Source organism: Streptomyces sp. NBC_00299, assembly GCF_036173045.1.
Taxonomy (GTDB): domain Bacteria; phylum Actinomycetota; class Actinomycetes; order Streptomycetales; family Streptomycetaceae; genus Streptomyces; species Streptomyces machairae.
Window position 1 is genome coordinate 479,833 of the sequence record NZ_CP108039.1, and the last position, 20,778, is coordinate 500,610.

12 protein-coding genes are annotated in these 20,778 nt (G+C 72.6%); 4 read left to right on the plus strand and 8 right to left on the minus strand.

Going from position 1 to position 20,778, the window contains the following annotated elements; all coding sequences use genetic code 11:
* Window positions 1–29 precede the first annotated feature (29 nt).
* Entirely contained in the window at window positions 30–536 is a 507-nt protein-coding gene (locus tag OHT51_RS02330) for a GNAT family N-acetyltransferase (protein WP_328877175.1), read from the plus strand.
* A 104-nt stretch (window positions 537–640) separates the two neighbouring features.
* Here OHT51_RS02330 and OHT51_RS02335 read toward each other — a convergent pair whose 3' ends face one another.
* The 8 genes from OHT51_RS02335 to OHT51_RS02370 all read right to left on the minus strand — a co-directional run bounded on the left by OHT51_RS02335 (window position 641) and on the right by OHT51_RS02370 (window position 10,107).
* Window positions 641–1,294, minus strand: coding sequence for a spherulation-specific family 4 protein (locus OHT51_RS02335; protein WP_328877176.1), 654 nt, complete (start codon window positions 1,292–1,294; stop codon window positions 641–643).
* Complete coding sequence (locus OHT51_RS02340) at window positions 1,291–2,217, minus strand: NAD-dependent epimerase/dehydratase family protein (RefSeq protein ID WP_328877177.1); 927 nt, start codon at window positions 2,215–2,217, stop codon at window positions 1,291–1,293. The genes OHT51_RS02335 and OHT51_RS02340 overlap by 4 nt, the downstream gene beginning before the upstream one ends.
* A gap of 6 nt (window positions 2,218–2,223) precedes the next feature.
* Window positions 2,224–2,937, minus strand: a complete 714-nt coding sequence (locus tag OHT51_RS02345; protein WP_328877178.1) for a nucleotidyltransferase family protein — start codon at window positions 2,935–2,937, stop codon at window positions 2,224–2,226.
* A gap of 32 nt (window positions 2,938–2,969) precedes the next feature.
* Window positions 2,970–3,971 (minus strand): GDP-mannose 4,6-dehydratase, encoded by a 1,002-nt coding sequence (locus OHT51_RS02350; RefSeq protein ID WP_328877179.1) that lies wholly within the window; start codon window positions 3,969–3,971, stop codon window positions 2,970–2,972.
* 88 nt (window positions 3,972–4,059) lie between these two features.
* Window positions 4,060–5,472, minus strand: coding sequence for a hypothetical protein (locus OHT51_RS02355; protein ID WP_328877180.1), 1,413 nt, complete (start codon window positions 5,470–5,472; stop codon window positions 4,060–4,062).
* Window positions 5,469–6,980 (minus strand): GT4 family glycosyltransferase PelF, encoded by a 1,512-nt coding sequence (gene pelF / locus OHT51_RS02360; RefSeq protein WP_328877181.1) that lies wholly within the window; start codon window positions 6,978–6,980, stop codon window positions 5,469–5,471. Before pelF ends, OHT51_RS02355 begins: the two co-directional genes overlap by 4 nt.
* Before the next feature lie 84 nt (window positions 6,981–7,064).
* Window positions 7,065–9,188, minus strand: a complete 2,124-nt coding sequence (locus OHT51_RS02365; RefSeq protein WP_328877182.1) for a hypothetical protein — start codon at window positions 9,186–9,188, stop codon at window positions 7,065–7,067.
* 382 nt (window positions 9,189–9,570) lie between these two features.
* Window positions 9,571–10,107, minus strand: coding sequence for a hypothetical protein (locus OHT51_RS02370; protein ID WP_328877183.1), 537 nt, complete (start codon window positions 10,105–10,107; stop codon window positions 9,571–9,573).
* Between the two features lie 381 nt (window positions 10,108–10,488).
* On the opposite strand from OHT51_RS02370, the gene OHT51_RS02375 reads away from it, so the two are divergent.
* The 3 genes from OHT51_RS02375 (at window position 10,489) to OHT51_RS02385 (ending at window position 20,687) form a co-directional block, all read left to right on the plus strand.
* Entirely contained in the window at window positions 10,489–10,941 is a 453-nt protein-coding gene (locus OHT51_RS02375; protein ID WP_328877184.1) for a hypothetical protein, read from the plus strand.
* Window positions 10,942–11,033: 92 nt separating this feature from the next.
* Window positions 11,034–19,124: a type I polyketide synthase gene (locus OHT51_RS02380; RefSeq protein WP_328877185.1), complete on the plus strand. Its 8,091-nt coding sequence runs from the start codon at window positions 11,034–11,036 to the stop codon at window positions 19,122–19,124.
* A 99-nt stretch (window positions 19,125–19,223) separates the two neighbouring features.
* Window positions 19,224–20,687 carry a tryptophan 7-halogenase gene (locus OHT51_RS02385; protein WP_328877186.1) on the plus strand — a complete coding sequence of 488 codons (1,464 nt, stop codon included), beginning with the start codon at window positions 19,224–19,226 and terminating at the stop codon, window positions 20,685–20,687.
* Window positions 20,688–20,778: the final 91 nt, after the last annotated feature.

Below are 20,778 nucleotides of genomic sequence, written 5' to 3' on the forward strand. Positions count from 1 at the left end.
CACCACCTGGAAACGGATCATCATCCATCATGCGCAACTGGATCACGCGCGCTGAGACCAGCGCCGACATCCCCGCCGTCCGCGACATCAACCTCGCCGCGTTCGAGACCTCTTCGGAAGCCGACCTCGTCGATGCCCTGCGCGCCGACCCCGCCTGGATCGAGGGCCTGTCCCTCGTCGCCACGGACGACGACGGCCGCCCCATCGGTTACGCCCTGCTGACCCGCTGCCACATCGGCGACGTCCCGGCCCTGTGTCTGGCCCCGTGCGCCGTGCGGCCCGAGCAGCAGAGCAGCGGCGCCGGCTCCGCGGTCATCCACGCCGCTCTCGCGGCGGCCAAGGAGAAGGGCGAGCACTACGTCGTCGTCCTCGGGCACCCGACGTACTACCCCCGGTTCGGCTTCGACCGCGCCTCCGCCCACGGCATCGGGCTGACCATCGACGTACCCGACGAGGCTCTGATGGCCCTCACGTTGGACGCCACCCACCCGCTGCCCGGCGGAACCGTCCGCTACGCAGCACCGTTCGGCATCTGACCGACCCCAGTGCGAGGCCACGTCATCCGGCCTCGCACCGCGGCCTTGGCCGTGGCTCAGTCGCGGCCCGGGACGTGAGGGAGACCCGGACACGCACCGGTCTTTCACTCGGTCAGCGCCGGGGTCAGCCCGGACCAGGGGTTCGGCAATTCTCCCGTCACCGGCCCGCACACACCCGCGCCCCGCTCCTGCGCGGTCCTCATGGCGAGCGGCACGAGCGGTTCGGGTACGCCGTAGACCAGGTGGCACAGCCGGTCGGGGGGCAGCCGCTCGGTCCAGGAGGGGCGGCTGAAGTCCGACACGTACCTCGCCCAGGGGCCCTCGAAGGTGACGGTCAGGTCGGCGAGCCGGGCGTAGCCGGGTGCGGGATGGACGCCGGGGTTGAGGACCACGGTGGAGGCCCCGAGCCGGCGGGCGGAGCGGACCAGGCGGCGGCAGTCCGGCAGTGCGTCGGGGGCTGCCGGCACCTGGTCCAGGAAGCAGCCGTCGACGGCGTACCACTCCTGATGCCGGCGCAGATCCGCGGTGATCTCGGCGTGTTCACGGGCTCCGTAGTCCGTGTCGAGGTAGCCGAGCAGGCGGGCTCCCGCCGCGCGCAGTGCGTCGGCCGCCTTGACGAACGCCGGATCGGGGGCCCGGCCGGGGCCGTTCGCCGGGTTCAGTACGACGGCGTAGGTGCGCGCGGCGCGCGTGATGAGCCGGTGCCAGGCGCCCGGGTCCTCGGCCGGATGCACGTACAGCGGGACGAGCAGGCTCACCGCGCCGGTGCCCCCTCGGCGCTGCGGGCCTGTGGGCGGACGGCCGCCCACAGTGCCGCCAGGGACGAGTCGAGGGTGTGGGCCGGCGACCAGCCCAGGGCGTGGCGGGCGGCGGTGATGTCCGAGCACTGCCACGACACCTGTGCGGAGCGGACGGATGCGGTGCCCTGGGCCTCGTCGATCCGGCCGCGGAAGCCTGCCGCGTCCGCCAGCCCCCGCACCAGGTCCCGCACCCGGCGGGCGTCACCGCCGCCGATGTTCAGCACCGGCGGCAGCCGTCCCGCGGCGGTGACCGCCAGTTGGGCCGCCCGCGCCACGTCGCGTACGTCCACGAAGTCGCGGTACGCGGAGAGGTCGCCGAGTCGCAGCGTCGCCGCCGGGTCGTCCCCGGCGCCCGCGAGCAGAGCGGCGACGCGGCCGGGCAGCCCGGTGGGCGGGGCCCCCGCGCCCACCGGGTTCCCCACCCGTAGCACCACCGTGTCCAGCCCGGACGCGGTCACCGCAACCGTGCCCGCGAGCTTGGTGGCGCCGTACGGGCCGGCCGGCCGGGTCGCCGCCGACTCCGTCACCCGCGCTCCGGCCTCGGTGGGCCCGTACTCGGCGGCCGAGCCCAGATGGACCAGGCGGGCCCCGGGCGCCGCGACCCGCAGTGCCGCGCACAGCACGGCGGGACCGCGGGCGTTCACCTCCGCGAGGGTGACGGCGTCGCCCCCGGTCGCGCCCGCGCAGTTGACGACGGCGTCGGGCGCGACCTCGGCCAGGGCCGCCGCCAGGTCCTGCGGACGGTCGGCGGCCAGGTCCACCCCGATGTCGGCGGCGGGCGAGCGGCCGCCGGCGAGGACCCGCGCGTCCGGCAGGGCGCGCAGGTGCTCGGTGATGTGCGTGCCTAGGTAGCCGGTGGCGCCGAGTACGAGGATGTGCATGGTTCCTCAGGCTCCCTTGAGCAGCAGCGATTTGCGGCTGGTGAACTCCGCGTTGGCCCGGTCGTAGTCGTCGGGGCGGCCGATGTCCAGCCAGTAGCCGTCGAACTCGTAGGCGTGCGGCGGGCGTTCGGCTGCGAGCAGATCCATCACCAGCTCGTCGAAGCCCAGCGGCAGCCCGGGCGTGTAGCCGTCGAGGGTGGTCCGGGAGACGCCGTAGACGCCCATGGACACCCGGTAGTCGATGCTGGGCTTCTCGGTGAAGGCCACGACGCGGCTGGCGTCGGTGGTCAGCACCCCGAAGTCGATGTGCACCTTGCGGGCGTACGTGGCGATGGTCAGGGGCGTGCCGGACGCCTCGTGCCTGCGCAGCACGTCGGCGTAGTCGAGGTCGGTGAGCACATCTCCGTTCATGACCAGGAAGTTCTCGGGCAGCCGGTCGCGCAGGGTGAGCAGGGGGCCCATGGTGCCGAGCGGGCTCTCCTCGGTGGCGTAGTCGACGCTGAGGCCCCACTGGGTGCCGTCGCCGACGTAGGCGCGGATGATCTCGCCGAGGTGGCCGATGGCGATGGTGCAGCGGGTGAAGCCCGCCGTGGACAGCTGGCGCAGCACTATCTCCAGGATGGCGTGCTGATCCCCGATGGGGACGAGCGGCTTGGGCAGCGCGGTGGTGTACGGCCGCAGCCGGACGCCCTTTCCTCCGGCCAGGATGACTGCATGCATGACATACCTCCTGCGGGTACGTGCCGGGCGGGTCAGATGTTGTAGATGCCGGTCTTGTAGCGGGCCAGGTTGGCCGGATCGACGAACCACCGGGCGGTTCGTGCGAGCCCTTCCTCCAGCGTGTGGCCTGGCTGCCAGGCGGTCGCCGCGGTCAGCCGGGTCGCGTCGGCGACGAGCCGCATCACCTCGGAGGCCGCGGGGCGCAGGCGTTCGGGGTCCTCGCGGACGTCGAGGGGGGCGTCCATGACCTTGCCGATCAGCGCGACGAGGTCACCGACGGAGATCTCGCCGCCGGTCCCGGCGTTGAAGGTGCGGCCGACGACCTGCTCGGCCGGGGCGGTGCCCACCGCGAGGAAAGCCCGGGCGGTGTCCTCGACGAAGGTGAAGTCCCGGGTGGGGCGCAGGTCTCCGAGCGTGATGGTGCGCTGCCCGGCCGCCACCTGGCCGATGACCGTGGGGATCACGGCGCGCATCGACTGGCGCGGGCCGAAGGTGTTGAAGGGTCGCAGCGTCACCACGGGGGTGCCGAAACTGGCGTGGTAGCTGTCGGCCAGCCGGTCACCGCCCGCCTTCGAAGCGGCGTACGGGGACTGCGTGTTGATGGGGTGGTCCTCGGTGATCGGCACGGTCTGCGCGGTGCCGTACGTCTCGCTGGTCGAGGTGTGCACCAGGCGCGGGGTCCGAAGGGCGCGCACCGCCTCCAGCACGTTGAGCGTGCCGGTGACATTGGTGTCCACGTAGCTGTGCGGGGCCTGGTAGGAGTACGGGATCGCGATGAGCGCGGCCAAGTGGTACGCGCAGTCGGCGCCTTCGAGCAGGCCGCGTACCGAGCCGGGATCCCGTACGTCGCCGAGGACGATCTCCACGTGGTCGAGGACGTCGGAGGGCAGGGTCTCCAGCCAGCCGTAGGAGGAGAAGGAGTTGTACTGGGCCATGGCCCTCACGCGGTGGCCGGAGGCGACGAGCGCCTCGGTGAGATGCGAGCCGATGAAGCCTTCGGCTCCGGTGACGGCGGCGAGCGGTGCGGAGGTCAACTCTTGGTCCCTTCGTAGTGGTCGTCGGACGGGAGACCCGGCGTGGACGGGATGCGGGTCTGTGGTCTGCCAGGGGTGGTTCGCGTGGTCAGGCGTGCGGGGAGGGCCGGCCGAGCAGGCGTATCGCGCAGGCCGCGAGACAGACGGCGGCCGCACCGCAGGCGGCCGGCAGTACGGCCGGTCCCGCTGGCAGGTGCAGCAGGGTCACCGATCCGGCCGCGCCGGCGGCGGCCAGGCAGAGAACGGCGGGCGGCCAGGCCACCCCGAACGCCTGCAGGAGCAGGGCGGTCCACAGGGCCGCCGCGAGCAGGAGGAGCGAGACCTCGGAGTCGGTGAGCAGGGCCGCCGGCAGCAGCAACAGCAGATAGCCGGACAGGCACAGGCCGAGTACGGCGGCCGAGCGCAGCAGGAAGGTGCCGGGAGTCGCGCTGACGCGTAACGCGGCGACCGACCAGCCCCGGTAGCGGTACAGCAGCCACTCGGCGGGGCCCATGCTGAGGGTCAGTGCGATCACCGCGTACGGCTGCCGCCGGCCTTCCAGCATGACGAGCACCGCCGCGGCGAGTCCGAACAGGCCGTACGGCAGGGATGTGCGAAGTCGCGGCCGCCCGGCGTCGGACGCGGCCTGGCCTGCGCGCCCCGCCCACAGGACTCGTCCGGCGGCCACCGACGTGGCCAGCAGGGCGAGGAGAGGCAGCCCGACCCGCAGTTCCGGCCAGGGCTCCCACCACGGGAGCACCGCGGCGCCCGCGATGAGCGGGCTGAGTGCGGCCAGGAGCAGTCGCTCGTGGCCCAGGACGAGCAGCACACTCGCCCCGGCCAGATACAGAGATTGGGCGGCCGCCACTCCGATGGCCAACGGGCCGTCAGCGGGCAGCGCGGCGAGGGCTGTGGCCACCGCGGCGCCCAGTGCGGACCCGGCCAGCAGCGTGCCTGACGCCTCCCGGCGTCCGGTCACCAGCCGCAGGTGCGCGCGATGGCCCAGTGCCTGTCCCCACGCCCACGAGGCGATGCCCGCCACGATGAGCACGGGGGCGTGCCGGTCGATGGGCCAGAGCGGTGCGATGAGGAGGTAGGCCAGGGCGGGGAGCGCGAAGAGCACGCCGCGCAGCAGGCAGCGCAGGGTGTCCGGTCGCCACGGGTCGGTCGCGGGCGGCGGCTCGGGGAACGTCCGTGGCACCCTCTCGTACAGCGCGGTCGCCAGCGAGAAGAGGTTGGGGTGGCCGTACCGCTCCTTGATCAGCGAGGCGGACAGGCCCTCCGCCTCCAGGAGCGCCGCCACCTCGTAGGGATGGACGGCGGGCCCTATGGCGTCGGCGAGTTCGGCGGCGAGCGTGCTGACCGCCTCCTCGTCGGGGCCGTGGCCGGGCAGCCGTATCGCGAGTGTGGCGTCGTCCAGGGCCCAGCGTGGGCGGCGGCGCGGCGGGCGGGGTTCGGCCAGCCGCAGGGCGAGGGTGTCCTGTCCTGCGTCGCCGGGTTCGAGGGATATCGGTCCGCTCATCCGGTGAGGCTCCTCGTGCCGGTGACCGCCGGAGCGGGCAGCACGACTCTGGCGGGCAACTCGGCTTTGCCTGCCGCCAGTTCGTGGTAGATGGCGCGGAAGGTGTCGATGGTCTGCCGCAGGGTGAACTGCTCGATCACCCGCAGCCGTGCCGCCTCGCCCATCGCCCGGCGCCGGACGGGATCGTCCAGCAGCTCCAGCGCGGCGGCGGCCATGGCGGCCGGGTCGCGCGGGGGCACCACCAGGCCGGTGTCGCCGACGGCTTCGCGCACTCCGCCGACGTCGGTGGAGACGGTCGCCCGGCCGCACGACATGGCCTCGATGAGCGTGAACGGGAAGCCCTCGCTGATGCTGGACAGCATCACCACGTTGCCGGCGGCGTAGGCGTCCTTGATGTCGTCGACGCGCCCCTCGAAGGTCACGGCGTCGCCGTGCCCCAGCTCGGCTGCCAGGGCCTCGCAGCGCTCGCGGTACGCCTCTCCGCCCCGGGGCGTGCCCCCGAACAACCGCAGGCGGGCGTCCGGCAGTCGGTCCCGGACGAGCGCGAAGGCACGGATCAGGGTCTCCAGGTCCTTGATCGGGTCGACGCGCCCGGCCCAGCTCAGCGTGAGGGCCTCCGGCTCCGGACCGGCCGGCGGGAACGCGGCGGGATCGACGCCGTTGTAGACGGTGCGGATCGACTCCGGGTCGGCGCCGCCCTGCTCCTCCCACAGCCGGTTGTAGCGGTTGCCCGGGGTGATCAGGGCAGCCTGGCGGTAACTCTCCTCGGCCAGCAGCCGGAAGAAGCCCAGGATCACCGCTTTGACGGGCCAGCGGTAGGGAGCGGTGCGGTATCCGAGGTAGCGCTCGCGCAGGTAGACCCCGTGCTCGGTGAGCAGCAGCGGAACTCCGTACCGCTCGCGGGCGGCGAGCCCCGGCAGGACGGCGACGCCTCCGCTGACGGCGTGTGCGACGCCGTCCTGCGGGGACGGCGCGGCCAGCGGGCGCAGTGCGTGTTCGAGCAGGGCGGTGGCGGTGAGCGCGTCGTGCAGGGTCGGCCGCGCCTCGCGCACGGCCAGCCCGGGACGCGTCCATACGGCGGTCAGGATGGCGATCGCCGTGTCGCCCCGCAGGAATGGGCTGAGTTCGCCGTTCGCCGCCGCCCACGCCATGGTGTGCAGGGCGGGTGCGAAGCCGTCCTCGGCGCCGGGGTCGACGAGCGCGGTCAGGAACCGCTCGTAGGCGTCGGTGAGCCTGCGACGGGACCGGCCGCGCGGTGGGCGGCCCTCCGGAGCGGAACCCCACATGGGGACGGACAGGACGTCGCGGACGTGGTCGGGGAGGTCCCACGCGATGGGCTCCCGTCCGGTGCCGGTGACGGCGATGACGTCGAACTCGATGTCGGGCATGCCGGTGACGAGCTGGTCGCACCAGACGCTCACGCCGCCGTGACTGTGCGGGTAGGTGCCTTCGGTGAGCAGGGTGACGCGCGCGGCGTCGTTGCGTCGCGCGCCGTGGTGAACGTGCATTGATGTGCTCCACGGCCGAGGTGTGGGGAGGGTGCCGGTCCCGGCCTGCCGACGGGCGGCCGGGACCTCGCGCCGGTACGCCGGTCAGCTCCCCGCGGGCAGGACCGGCTCGGCCACGCCCTCGGGCACGCGGGCGTCCGGTGCCGGGGCGGTGGCGGGCACGGAACCGCCCGTGCCGGGGGCCGTGGTGGAGGCCGCGGACTGCGGCAGGGTGAGGGTGAGCGGCTCGGCGGCCGGCGTCCACCCGGACCGTTCGCCCGCGTACGCCTCGCCGAAGGCCGAGCCGGCCCGGGTGGTGCCGTCTGGCATGGTGGCGGGGACGGCCACGCCGCCGGGGCTCTCGACGGTGACGGTGTCACCGATCCGGTAGGCGGTGACCTGCCCGTCGCCCACCGCGGCCCGCCAGGAGGCGCGCTGCTTCAGCTCGTTGCCGATGTCTTTCATCCGCAGGTTGACCATCGGGGTGTTCTGCGCGAACAGCGTGTCGTAGGTGTCGAGCACACCGTCCAGGACCGGGTAGGCGATCCGGTCCTCGGCCAGGTTGGACTGGTGGATGAAGTGCGGCTTGGGGTCGTTGCCGAGGACGTGGCCGAGGGCGATCTGCCGCTCCAGGGGCACGATGTGCTGCGCGTAGCCGGTGGCCGTGTCGAGCGGCGCGGGCAGGCACGTCGTGGTGTCCGGGTTGTCCTCGCAGATCCCGCTGCCGCCCTGTGCGCGGCTGGTGTAGATCCAGTTGTACTCGTCGACCTGCTCGGCCGCCCGGCCCGCGTTGTAGAAGATGTTCATCGGGTAGCGCGGGACCGTCGTCGCGGGCCCGACCTGCCGTTGGCCGGGCTCGCGGGAGTTGTCCGAGGCCAGCCAGCCGATGCCGGTGTCGGCGAGGGCGAGCGCCAGGTTGGGGTTGTCGGCCGGCTGCTGCGGCAGCACGCGCAGCCCGGAGTGCTCGCCGGTCACCAACTCGTCATTTTGCAGCGGCAGTTGGGCCTGCTGCCCCCACACCTGGTTGTGGGCGATCTCGTCGGCGACGTCGGCGCGGCTGACCCACTTGGTGCTGCCGTCGGCGTTGGTGGCGCACCGCCACGGCACCACCGAGGTGTCCTGTTCGCAGCCGAGGAAGGCGTGCGTGTAGGTGTGGTTGATCCAGCGGAACTCGGCGCGTTCGGCGATGAGTCGGTCGGCCAGCGGGTCGGCTCCGTTGTTGTCCTCGCGGTGGTCGACGCTGCCGGCGCCGTTGTAGGCGAGGTCGAGGGTGAAGTCGCGCTCGCGCTGCCAGTCGACGGCGTGGTCGACGTCGGCGGCCGTCATCCTGATCGGGTCGGGCGTGGCATCGGGGTCGGTGCAGTCCACGTCGCCGGGTGTGCAGTTGAGCGTGGAGTTCCAGCGGTCGTCGGCCGCGAACACGTCGTCGACGTGTACGGCGAAGTAGTTGCGGGAGGCGCCCAGGTGCACCCCGCCGGTCATCCACTCGACGATGCCGCGGGCGAGCAGCCGGAACTGCTGCTGGTACTGGTTGTAGACGAAGGTGACGACGAGTTCACGCCGCCCGTCGTGCCGGTACTCCCCCACCAGCGAGCCCTGCTTGCTCGTGCCCGGGATCGGCGCCTGCACGTAGGGGGTGAAGTCGGCACCGGCCATCGGGGTCGACAGGAAGGCGTAACTCTCGCCGACGGTGGGCGAGTTGTCCTCGAAGGGCACCGGCCCGTCGAGGTAGTCGAACGGACCCGCCCGCCCGGCGTCCGTCACCTGGGCCTGCACGCCGTCGACGCTGCCCGAGTAGCCGCCGTACACCGGGTACTGGAGTCCGGCCTCGGGGCGGGCGTACGTGTACGCGTCGACCTGCGGGATGTCGTAGGCCTTCTCGTAGGCCACCAGGGCGGCCATCTCGGGCGAGTTCGCGGGGAACGGGTTGTCGTTGGGCAGGACGACGGCCTGGAACTTGGCGCGATCCCGGCCGTCCACGGTGTCCGCGAGATATCCGGCATCGATCACCGGGCGGCCGGACTGTGTGAGGTCGATCTCCGTGTACGGGGTTCCCGCGGTGTCCAGTTCGGCGGCGATGGCGTCGGTGGCCGGGCCTCCATCGCTGACGACGAGCACCCGCAGGTCGATGCGGGGCGGCGGCGCGTCCACGGCGTATGCGGCCGGTACACCTAAGGCGGCTATGAGCGCGCCCGTCGTGAGCAGAGTGGTGCTCAAGGTCCGCTTCATGCGGTGCTGTCCCCTCCCAGGGCAGGGGCGAGCACGGCTCCGCTGAGCCAACGCACCCCCGCGCGTGACGCCGGCTTCCCCCTCAGAGACCGGTCGTCGACGCATCCGTCGCGTCAAATAGTGAGGTATCTGTGGAGCTTTCGTGGTCTTGCTGCGCAACCTGACGGAAAAACGCAGGTGCGTGGCGAACGGTCCCTCCGGGCCGACGGCGTCCTCGGGGGTGGATCACGGAGGACCGCCGTGGGGCGCTCCGGGCTCTGCGGCCCAGGTGGGAGGGGGGAATCCAGCATCCGCGGGCTGCTGGAGAGCTCCGGTTCGACCGCCACTGGTCTGGACCGGTGGGCGGGGATGGCTGCGGGCCGGTTTCAGGTCATCCTCTGCGTCAGTCCAAGTTCGAGCTGGACAGAGCCTCGGTGATCATGCGGGTGGCGAAGTCGCGGTCGTCGGTGATCCGGTTGATGTGCTCGGCGAGCAGGAACGCCGTGGCTTCCAGGGGGTTCATCTCGTCCCCGGTCCAGTCGCCGAACTGCTTGCGCCACAGGCCGGGGCTCAGGCCGGTACCGGCCGCGACGACCAGGGCGGCCATCGTGGGAATGGACTCGGCAGGGATGCTCTTGGGCATCATGCGCAGCGAGCCCACGAAACTGGGCACCACGTACTCGATGACGTCCCTGTCGTGGTCCTCGTAGGTCATACGCAGCCACTGCACGAACATGTAGATCAGCGTGCACGCGCCGTCCACCAGGTCATCGACTTCCTCGGGGCCCAGGGACGCGATGAACTGGTCGACCAGCTGCTGCTGTTCGGGGTCGGTCTCGGCCTTGCCCGCGTAGATGGTTCTGAGCCGAGAGTCGATCATCATGAGTGCTGCACCCACATCGCCGACGGGAGCGTTCTCGGGATCGCAGGGCGATGGCACAGGGTTCCTCCTCGGACGACCGTGGGCAACGCAGCGTTTCTGTACGGTAGCCCGCCGACGGGACGCCGTCCTGACGAACGCCGATGGAGATTTTTCCGGGCTACACCCTGCTGACCGAAGGTCGGCAAGGCTCCCACCATCACTTACGACACCACTTCCCCAGCCCGGGTCAGGGCAGGCGGATGGTCCGGCCCCGTACCTCGTCGAACAGCCCGTCCAGAGAGGCCGGATCTTCCAGGTCCACCTTCACCGAGCCCCCCACCGCGGCCGAAAATCCGTACAACCCGTGACCGAGGTGACGTGTCTTCACCTCTGACCGGAACGCCTCCGAGCGTTTCTTTCCAACTCGTTCCAACGGGGGAACACATGAGCTTGGCAAGCATGCGTACACGCACCCGCACCCGCCGCGGCACGGCCGTAGCCCTCACGATGCTGATGGCGGCGGCACTCGGCGCCGCCGGCGCCGGATCGTCGACGGCCGGCGCGGCAGCCGCAGCGCCGCAGACACGGCAGATCGCCTCGTCGGTGCTCGGTACCGACTACAAGATCACGCTCACCGCTCTGCGTTCGACGCAGGACGAGTACGCCGCCTCCGTGCGTCTGCAGGTCTACACGCAGTCGGACGGCACCTGGAAGGAGTCGGACCGCGTCACCGTGGGCGACGTGGACGGCTGGTTCTGGTTCCCCCTCACCGGCGCGGGCGCCGTCTGCCAGCTCTCCACCGCAAGCACCGAGCCCGCCCCGCTGACGGTGAGCCTGCTCCTCACTCCGTCCCTCGGCTGCTCCGAGCCGACCCACTACGTCATCAAGGACGGCCGGGTCTACGCCGACTGACCCAACGCCCCCTCCCTGACCCTGCGGCACTCGTCGATGGCGGTCACCGCGACCTTCGGTGGCGGTGACCGCCCTTGAGGTCGTGCGACGTCGTGAGCGCGGTCCCGGCGGATTCACAGGCCTTCACCGCCGTGCACCGTTTCCCGCGCCGTACGCTGATCGACAAGACGACGCGGTGCGGACGAGGGGGATGCCTGGTGGGTGCGGCGGACGTGTTCGAGGTGCGGTCTGTCCCGGAGTTGCTCGTCGAGAACTCCTTACGCCATGGCGACAAGGTCGCGTTCGCCGATGACCGGCGCGCGGTGAGCTGGGCCGAACTGGAGCGTCGGACGGCTCGGTTGGCGGTGCGGCTGGCGGTCCGCCGGGGTGCCAGGGTGGCGTTCTGCCTGGACAACAGCGTGGAGGTGGTCGAGGGTCTCCTCGCCACCGTACGGGCCGCCGCCGTCGGTGCGCCGTTGAGTTCTCGCGCCACCGACACGGAGCTCGCGGCGCTGCTGGCCGACTGTGATCCGGAGGTACTGGTCACCGACCGGCGGAACCTGCCGCGGATCGCCCGGCTAACGGCAGGTCGGAAACTGCGGCTGGTGGTGACCGGCGAGGGCCAACTGCCCGACGACGCCGCGCGATTCGAGGACCTCGCCGCCCAAGCCCCGGCCTCACCCCCGGACGATCTCGGCCTGGACGAACCCGCGTGGCTGCTCTACACGTCCGGCACCAGCGGCACGCCCAGGGCCGCGGTGTCCAGTCAGCGCTCTGCGCTCTGGTCCTCCGTCGCCTGTTACGTCCCCCGGCTCGGGCTGTCGGCGACGGACCGGATGCTGTGGCCGTTGCCTCTGTCGCACACCTACGCCCACTCGCTGTGCCTACTGGGGACCACCGTGGCCGGTGCGAGCGCGCGGATCACTGCGGCACCGGAGCCGGGCGAACTGGTCCGGCTGGTCGAGGAGTACGCGCCCACCGTCCTCGGTGGAGTCCCCCTCACGTACCGGCAGTTGCTCGATGGCGGTCTGGGGGCGGTGCCCGCCTTGCGGTTCTGTGTCACCGCCGGCGCGCCCAGCGAGCCGGATCTGCGGGAGCAGGTCGGGACACGGTTCGGTGCCCCGCTCCTCGACGGCTACGGCAGCACAGAGACCTGCGGCAAGATCGCGATGGAGCTGCCCGACGGGTCGTCCGTACGCGGCAGCAGCGGGCCGCCGTTGCCCGGTACGGACCTTCGGCTGGTCGATCCCGAGAGCGGACGGACGGTCACCGACGGCGCGGAGGGCGAGATCTGGGTCCGCGGTCCCGGCGTCATGCTCGGCTACCACAACCGGCCCGAGGAGACCGCCGATGCCGTACGCGACGGCTGGTACCGGACAGGTGACCTGGGCCGGCTTGGCGAGCACGGCTGCCTGAGCGTCACCGGGCGGGTCGGCGACCGGATCGTACGCGGCGGCGAGAACGTCGACCCGGCCGAGGTCGAGCAGGTGCTGCGCGGCCTGCCCGGGGTGCGGGACGCGGCCGTGGTGGCGCGGGCGCATCCGCTGCTCGGAGAGGTTCCGGTGGCTTTCGTGGTTCCCGCACAGTCCACCCTCGACCCGGCGGGCCTGCTGCGGGCCTGCGCCGCGGTGCTCTCCGCGCACAAGGTCCCCGACGAGGTCCTGTTCACGCCGGCCGTTCCGCGCACCGCTGCGGGCAAGCCGCGCCGGGCCCTGCTGCGCGAGGCCCTCGCCGAGCGGGCGGCCGAGCCGACCCTCGAACTGCTCGCCGACCGCACGTCCGGCGAGCGGCGGGCCGCGCTGACCGACCTGGTGTGTGCGGAGGCGTCGGCCATCCGCGGGTCGGCCGCCGATCCCGGCACCGCGTTCGCCGATCTCGGCCTGACCTCCATGGACGCGATGTCCCTGTGGCACCGGCTCAGCCTGCGCACGGGACTGCGGCTGCCGGCGACGCTGGTCTGGGACCACCCGAACCCGGCCGCGGTCGCCGCCTATCTGGACGCCCGACTGCACCGGACCGCCGCGCCCACGGCCACCTGCCCGGCCGCGCCCGCGACGGCGGCACCGCAGCGCGGTCCGCATGCCGAGCCGGTGGCGATCGTGGCCGTCGGCTGCCGCTACCCCGGTGGGGTGGTCACGCCCGGAGACCTCTGGCGGCTGGCGGCCGACCGAGTGGACGCCACCGGCGACTTTCCCACCGACCGGGGCTGGGACATCGACTCCCTCCACCATCCCGACCCCGACCGGATCGGCACCACGTACACCCGGCGTGGCGGCTTCCTCGACAACGTGGCGGACTTCGACCCCCTGTTCTTCGGTATGTCGCCACGCGAGGCGATGGCCACCGATCCCCAGCACCGCCTGCTGCTGGAGGTCGCCTGGGAGACTCTGGAACGCGCCGGCATTCCCGCGCCGGACGTGCGCGGCTCGAGCACCGGCGTGTTCGTCGGACTGATGCACGTCGGCTACGGCAACGGCGTCGCGCCGCACGAGTTGGAGTCGCACATCGGCATCGGGTCGTCCGGCAGTGTCGCCTCCGGACGTATCGCCTACGTCCTGGGGCTGCGCGGACCGGTCATGACCCTGGACACGGCCTGCTCGTCCTCGCTGGTCGCGATGGACCTGGCCGCCAAGTCGCTGCGCGCCGGGGAGTGCACGCTCGCACTGGCCGGCGGTGTGACGGTGTTGTCGAGTCCGCAGCCGTTCGTCGCGTTCAGCCGGCAGCGCGCCCTGTCGCCGGACGGCCGCTGCCGGCCGTTCGCCGCGGGCGCGGACGGCACCGCGTGGGGCGAGGGCGTCGGTCTGGTGCTGCTGGAGAAGCTGTCGGACGCCCGGCGCAACGGCCATCCGGTGCTGGCCGTGCTGCGCGGGTCCGCCGTGAACTCCGACGGTGCTTCCAACGGTCTCACCGCCCCCAACGGCGAAGCGCAGCGGGAACTGATCCGGCTGGCCCTCGCCGACGCGGGACTGCGGGCGTCGGACGTGGACGTGGTGGAGGGGCACGGCACGGGCACCGCGCTCGGTGACCCGATCGAGGCCGGCGCCCTGTTGGCCACCTACGGGCAGGACCGTGATCCGGACGACCCGGTGTGGCTGGGCTCGGTCAAGTCGAACCTCGGGCACACCCAGGCCGCGGCAGGCGTGGCGGGCGTGATCAAGATGATCGAGGCGATGCACCACGGCGAACTGCCGGCCTCGCTGTACGCGGAGCAGCCCTCCCCGCACGTCGACTGGACCGCCGGCGCGGTGCGGTTGCTCGACCGGGCCCGGCCGTGGCCACGCCGGGAACGGCCGCGGCGCGCGGCGGTCTCGTCGTTCGGCATAGGCGGTACGAACGCCCACGTGATCATCGAGGAGCCGACGGAGGCCGATTCCGGTGGCGGGGCGGGGGTCACCGGGTCCGGGGGCGGTGCCGTAGCGAGCACGGAACCGGGCGTCCGTTCCCCGCACGGAGCCGGCCCGGGATCGGGCGCGGGATCGGAGCGGGCACCCGGTACCGACGTCCTCCCGGCCCCGACCGTGCCGGCGACCCGACTGCCGACAACGCCCTGGCTGATCGGTGGCGGCGACGAGGCCGGCCTGCGCGCCCATGCCGCGAAGCTGGCCGTCGCACTGGCCGATGTGACCGGCAAGTCCGCAGCGCTGGACGTCTCGTACTCACTGGCGACCACCAGGGCACCCCTCTCCCACAGGGCCGCCGTGCTGGCCACCGATGCCGAGGGGCTGCTCGCCGGGCTGCACGCCCTGGCCGACGGTGTCGACACACCGACGCTGCTGCGGGGCACCGCACGTACCCGTCCGAAGGTGGCGCTGCTCTGCGCGGGCCAGGGCGCCCAGCGGCGCGGGATGGGCAGCGAACTGCGTGCCGCCTTCCCGGCTTTCGACGCGGCGTTCACCGGGTGGTGCGAGGAGTTCACGCCCTGGCTCGACCGGCCGCTGCTGGAGGTGATCGACTCCCCCGACGCCGCCCTGCTGAATCGCACCGACTACGCGCAGCCCGCGCTGTTCGCCTTCGCGGTCGCCCTGCACACGCTGCTCGCCGACTGGGGCGTGCGGCCGGACTACCTGGTCGGTCACTCGATCGGTGAGCTGGCCGCCGCTCACCTCGCCGGCGTGTTCTCCCGAGCCGACGCGGTCCGACTGGTCGCCGCCCGCGGCCGGTTGATGGCGGCCCTGCCCACCGGCGGCGCGATGATCGCCGTGCGTGCGACGCAGGCCGAGGTGACTCGCCATCTCGGTGAGGGGCCCGGCCGGGTGGCGGTCGCGGCGGTCAACGGACCCACGTCGGTCGTGCTGTCCGGCGACGAGGACGCGGTGACCGCGCTTGCCGCCGCCACCGGACGCCCGTCCCACCGGCTACGGGTCAGCCACGCCTTCCACTCACCGCTGCTGGACCCGATGCTGGCCGAGTACCGGGCGGTCGCCGAGACGGTGACCTACCAACGGCCGTCGGTTCCAGTGGTGTCCACGCTGACCGGCCGTCCGGAGCAGGACGCGCTCACCGACGCCGAGCACTGGGTACGGCAGGCGCGTGAGACGGTTCGGTTCGCCGACGCGGTGCGATGGCTGGCCGGCGAAGGCATCACGGCGTACGTCGAGGCCGCGCCTTCCGCCTCGCTCGCAGTGGCGGCCGGGGACTGCGTCGCGCCGGACGCGGGCGCGGTGTTCACGTCGTGCCCCGATCCGCGTACGGCAGTAGAGGCGCTGGCCGCGCTTCATGTGCACGGGGTGCCGGTGGACTGGCGGTCGGTGTACGCGGGCAGCGGTGCACGTCGGCGTCCGCTGCCCACCTATCCCTTCCAGCGACAGCGCTATTGGCTGAACGCCGTCCGGCACCGCACCCCGTCCGGTCACCCCCTGATGGGCCTGCCGCAGCACGATGCCGACGGGCCCGGGATCCGGCACACCGCCGTACTGTCCACCTCGGACCACCCCTGGCTCGCCGACCACGCGATCGGCGACCGGACCGTGGTGCCCGCCACCCTCTTCGCCGAACTGGCCTGCCGAGCCACCGGCAGCCCCGGCGCCGTCCGGCTGGCCGAACTGGCCCTCCACGAGCCGCTCGTGCTGTCCCCGGCGGATCGGATGCAGGTGCAGGTGGTGGCCGGAGCACCGGACGCAGCGGGCGGGCGCCTGGTCACCGTCTGGGCCCGCACGGCCGGCGCCACGGGGCCGTGGAGCCGGCATGCCACCGCGACGACCGCACCGGCCCAGGCTCCGCCCACCGAGCCGGGAGGGGCGTGGCCGCCCGCCGGCGCCGAGCGGACAGCCGTCGACTATCGGCGCCTCGCGGCGAACGGCCACCACTACGGGCAGGCCTTCCGCGCGGTGCGCGCCCTGTGGCGCCGGGACGGTGAGGTCTTCGCCGAACTGGCGCTGTCACCTGCGGAATCGGCAACAGCCGACTCGTACACCCTGCACCCCGCTCTGTTCGACGCGGCGCTGCACGCCGCGCTGCTGGCCGAGGAATCGGGCGAGCGACCACGTGAGCCGCGGGCCCCGCTCGCCTGCACGGGCCTGGCGGTGTACGCCACCGGTGCCTCGGCGGCGCGGGCCGTCGTACGGCGCCTCGGTGAGGACGAGTTCCGGGTCAGCCTCACCGACCCCGCCGGTCGGCCCTTGGCCGCCGTGGAGTCCCTGGTCACCCGCGCGATCCCGACGGCAGCCGCAGCGCGAGCCGAGACATACCGCCTCACCTGGCGGCCCGCGGCGCCGGTCCACGGCGCGAGCACGGAGCACGAACTGCTCGACGTGGCCCGACTCGCCGCGGCCCTGCCCGCGGAGGCCACCCCGCCCGAACGCGTCCGCGCGCTCCTCACCGCCGTGCTGCAGGCCGTACGCGCATGGACCTCCGATGCGCGGCCGGGCCGTCTGATGGTGCTCACGCACAACGCCACCGGCGACGACCCGGACCTCGCCGAGGCCGCGGTCGCCGGGCTCGTGCGCAGTGCCCAGTCCGAGCACCCGGACCGCATCGTGCTGGTCGACCGGGGTGGACTTCCGGGCTCACCAGGGGACTTGGAATCGGCATCAGGGGACTTGGAGACGGCGCTGCGATCCGGCGAGCCACAGGTTCGTGTGCGCGACGGTGTGGTCCTGGTGCCCCGCCTGATCCTCACGGATCCGCCCACCACCGAGCCGCCCGCCCTGGACCCCGAGGGGACGGTGCTCATCACCGGCGGCACGGGTGCGCTCGGAGAGAGTCTCGCGCGGTATCTGGTCGCCGAACGCGGGGTACGGCACCTGCTGCTGACGGGCCGCAGCGGCCGCGTCCCGGACTGGGCGGACGGTCTGCCGGCGAAGGTGCGCGTGGTGGCGTGCGACGTGAGCGACCGCGCGGCCGTCGACGCCCTGGTCGCGTCCTGCCGACCGGCGCCGACGGCGGTCTTCCACCTGGCCGGGGTGGTGGACGACGGCGTGGTGGACACCATGACCGGGGACCGGCTGGCGGCCGTGCTCGCGCCGAAGGCGGACGGTGCCTGGCATCTGCACGAGGCGACGAAGGATCTCGGTCTGTCCGCGTTCGTGCTGTACTCCTCGGCCGCCGGAGTCCTGGGCCGGCCGGGCCAGTCGAACTACGCGGCCGCGAACTGCTTCCTCGACGCGCTCGCCCGGCAGCGCGTGGCCCATGGGCTGCCCGCCCAGGCCTTGGCGTGGGGTCCGTGGTCCACCGCGGACGAGGAAGGGATGGCGGCCCGCGTCGCGCCCGCACGCCTCGGCAAGGGCGGCGTGCTGTCCGTCACCGAAGGGGAAGGCGTACGACGCCTCGACGCGGCCATGCGCCTTGCGGAACCGGTGCTGGTGCCGATCCCGTTGGACCTCGCGGCAGCGGGCGGCCCGGCCGCGCCGTCCGTCCTCGCGGACCTGGTGGCACAGCGTGCGGCTCGGTCGGAGCGGTACGTCCCTGACGCACCGAACCCTGGGGCTGCTCGGACTGCTTGGGCTGCTGGGTCCGAGGGGGACGTCAGGGCTGCGGCGCAGGCGCCCGGCGCATGGCGTGAGCGGCTCGCCGTCGTCGCCGCGGCCGAACGTGAGACCGTCCTGGCCGAACTGATCCGCGTCGAGGTCGCCGCGGTCCTCGGCTTCGCCGACCCGGCCTCGCTCCCCGCCGAACGGGCCTTCACCGAGCTCGGTTTCGACTCGCTGACTGCCGTACAGCTCCGCAACCGCCTCAGCGCGTTCACCCGGGTGAGACTGGCTCCGACCGTCGTGATGGAGTTCCCCACGCTGCCCGAGTTGGCCGCGCACGTCCACGCCGCTCTGGTCGAGGCGGGCGCCGTGCCGCAGGACGGTTCCGAAACACCAACTCCCGCGGCAGACAGTGCGGACAGCACAGCGGAAGCGCACGACGTAAGGGACGCGCACGACCCCCACTCCCCGCCCTCCTCCCCCTTCCGGTTCAGCGCCCTCTACCACCGAGTGCTGCGCGATCAGGGGCCGTTGGAGGCGATGGGACTGCGGCATCTCGCGTCCCACGCCCTGCCGACCTTCTCCGAGAAGGAACGCACCCGGCATGCGGTCCCGCCGCTCCGGCTCGCTCACGGCGGCGGCACACCGCTGGCGTACATCCCGGACTATCTCTCGCCGCTCCATCGCGAACCCACCACTCTGGCCGAGCAGTTTGACGGCGAGCGCGACCTGTACCTGCTGGAGCATCCAGGATTCGGAACGCGCCGGGCCGTCCCGGACGGCATGGCCACGCTGGTGCGGACGCACGCGGAGACCGTGCGCGCTCTGCCCACGGACCGGGCACCGGTGATCGTCGGCTACTGCGCCGGCGGCGCGATCGCGCACGCCGTTGCCCGTCGTCTCGCGCACACGGGACACCCGCCGGCCGGTGTGATCCTGATCGACTCCCATGCCGGACTGATGCGCCGCAACGACCCTCGCGGGCTGGCCCTGATGTCCGCCGGCGCCGCTCTGCCGGACGACGTGGTCGACCAGTTGGACGACTCGTTGCTGATCACCGGGGGCGGCTACGCGCGCGTGCTCGAGAACTGGCAGCCCGAACCGTCGCCGGTCCCGACCCTGTTGCTGCGCGGCCGGCCCACCCCGCACATGCGGCAGACGGCTCCTGACGGGGACTTGCAGCCGCACTGGCCGCTGCCCCACGACACCGCGGACCTGCCCGGCGATCACTTCTCCGTGCTGAACTGCGACGCCGACAGCACGGCAGCGGCGATCCGTGCCTGGCTGACCGGATGACCACGAGCACCCACACCCCGATGACGACGCACACCACCACTCCAATGGCCATCACGGATGCCCGGCCGCGTAGCCGTACTTGAGAACAGGAGCCCTTCGATGACCTCGGACTACGACCTCGTCGTCGTGGGCGGCGGGCCGGCCGGCTCGACCGCCGCGACGGCCGTGGCCCTGCGCGGGCACCGGGTGCTCCTGCTGGAGCGCGAGACCTTCCCCCGGTACCAGATCGGCGAGTCGCTGTTGCCCGCCACCGTGCACGGGCTGTGCCGCATCCTCGGAGTGGCCGACGAGGTCGCGCGAGCCGGCTTCACCCTCAAACGCGGTGGGACACTGCGCTGGGGCCGCGCCCCTGAGCCCTGGCAGTTCTCCTTCTCCATGACGCCCCGCCTGCCCGAGCCCACCGCGACGGCCTTCCAGGTGGAGCGCTCCCGGTTCGACGAGATCCTGCTGCGCAACGCCGAACGCGTCGGCGTCGACGTGCGCGAGGGCAGTCCCGTACGCCGCGTTCTCACCGACGGCGAGCGGGTGCACGGCATCGAATACACCGACTCCGGCGGGACCGCGCGCACGGCGCACGCCCGGTTCGTGATCGACGCGTCCGGCAACACCAGCCGGATTCACGGCCACGTCGGCGGCGCCCGCGTGTACTCCGACTTCTTCCGCAACCTCGCCGTGTTCGGCTACTACGCCGGCGGCCGCCGCCTCCCCGAACCGAACAGCGGCAACATCTTCTGCGCCGCGTTCGACGCCGGGTGGCTCTGGTACATCCCGCTGCGCGACGACCTCACCAGCGTCGGCGCCGTGATCTCACCCGAGCACTTTGCGGCCGTCCAGCGCGACCCGCGCGGCGCCTGGCAGGACATGATCAAGGCGTGCCCGGAAGTCGACCGCCTGCTGACGGGCATACCGGTCGCGACCGAGCCGCCGTACGACCGGGTGCGCGTGCGCAAGGACTACTCGTACTGGAAGAAGTCACTGTGGACACCGGGCATGGCCCTCGTCGGAGACGCCGCGTGCTTCGTCGACCCGGTGCTGTCCTCCGGAGTCCACCTGGCGACGTACGGCGCCCTGCTGGCCGCCCGCGCGGTGAACTCCTCCCTGGACGGCAGCGTCTCGGAGGAGCGCGGCTTCGCCGAGTTCGAGGCGCGCTACCGCCGCGAGTACGGCGTGTTCTACGAGTTCCTCATCGCCTTCTACGACATGGAGCGCAACGAGCAGTCGTACTTCTGGTCGGCGAAGAAGGTCACCCGGGTCGACCTCGACGAAGTCGCCGCCTTCGCCGAGCTGGCCGGCGGCGTGGCCTCCGGCGACACAGCAGTGATCGCAGCCGGCCACGCCCACTGGAGTGCCGCGTCCGCCGAACTGAACAGCGCCGTGGACCGCCTGACGACCGGCGACGACCGCGTGAACCCCTTGCTGGCCACCCAGGTCGTCACCGACACTTTCCGCACCGGCAATGACCTCCAGGAACAGGCCTTGTACGGCAGTCCGCTCGACGAACCGGGCCCGACCACCCCTGAGGGGCTCACCGTCGCTGCGGACGGCCTGTCCTGGGTCTCATGACGCGCACGGGAGGGCGGCATCGGATCGGTCAGCTGGTCCAGCCGCCCCCGTGTCCCCTCAGCGGTCGATCGCCGGCACCCCGTCCAGGCCC

What these genes read in the sequence shown, in the direction of transcription:
- OHT51_RS02330 (WP_328877175.1), top strand. Translation starts at nt 30, where the DNA reads ATGCGCAACTGGATCACGCGCGCTGAGACCAGCGCCGACATCCCCGCC.
- OHT51_RS02340 (WP_328877177.1), bottom strand. Translation starts at nt 2,217, where the DNA reads ATGCACATCCTCGTACTCGGCGCCACCGGCTACCTAGGCACGCACATC.
- OHT51_RS02345 (WP_328877178.1), bottom strand. Translation starts at nt 2,937, where the DNA reads ATGCATGCAGTCATCCTGGCCGGAGGAAAGGGCGTCCGGCTGCGGCCG.
- OHT51_RS02355 (WP_328877180.1), bottom strand. Translation starts at nt 5,472, where the DNA reads ATGAGCGGACCGATATCCCTCGAACCCGGCGACGCAGGACAGGACACC.
- pelF (WP_328877181.1), bottom strand. Translation starts at nt 6,980, where the DNA reads ATGCACGTTCACCACGGCGCGCGACGCAACGACGCCGCGCGCGTCACC.
- OHT51_RS02365 (WP_328877182.1), bottom strand. Translation starts at nt 9,188, where the DNA reads ATGAAGCGGACCTTGAGCACCACTCTGCTCACGACGGGCGCGCTCATA.
- OHT51_RS02375 (WP_328877184.1), top strand. Translation starts at nt 10,489, where the DNA reads ATGCGTACACGCACCCGCACCCGCCGCGGCACGGCCGTAGCCCTCACG.
- OHT51_RS02385 (WP_328877186.1), top strand. Translation starts at nt 19,224, where the DNA reads ATGACCTCGGACTACGACCTCGTCGTCGTGGGCGGCGGGCCGGCCGGC.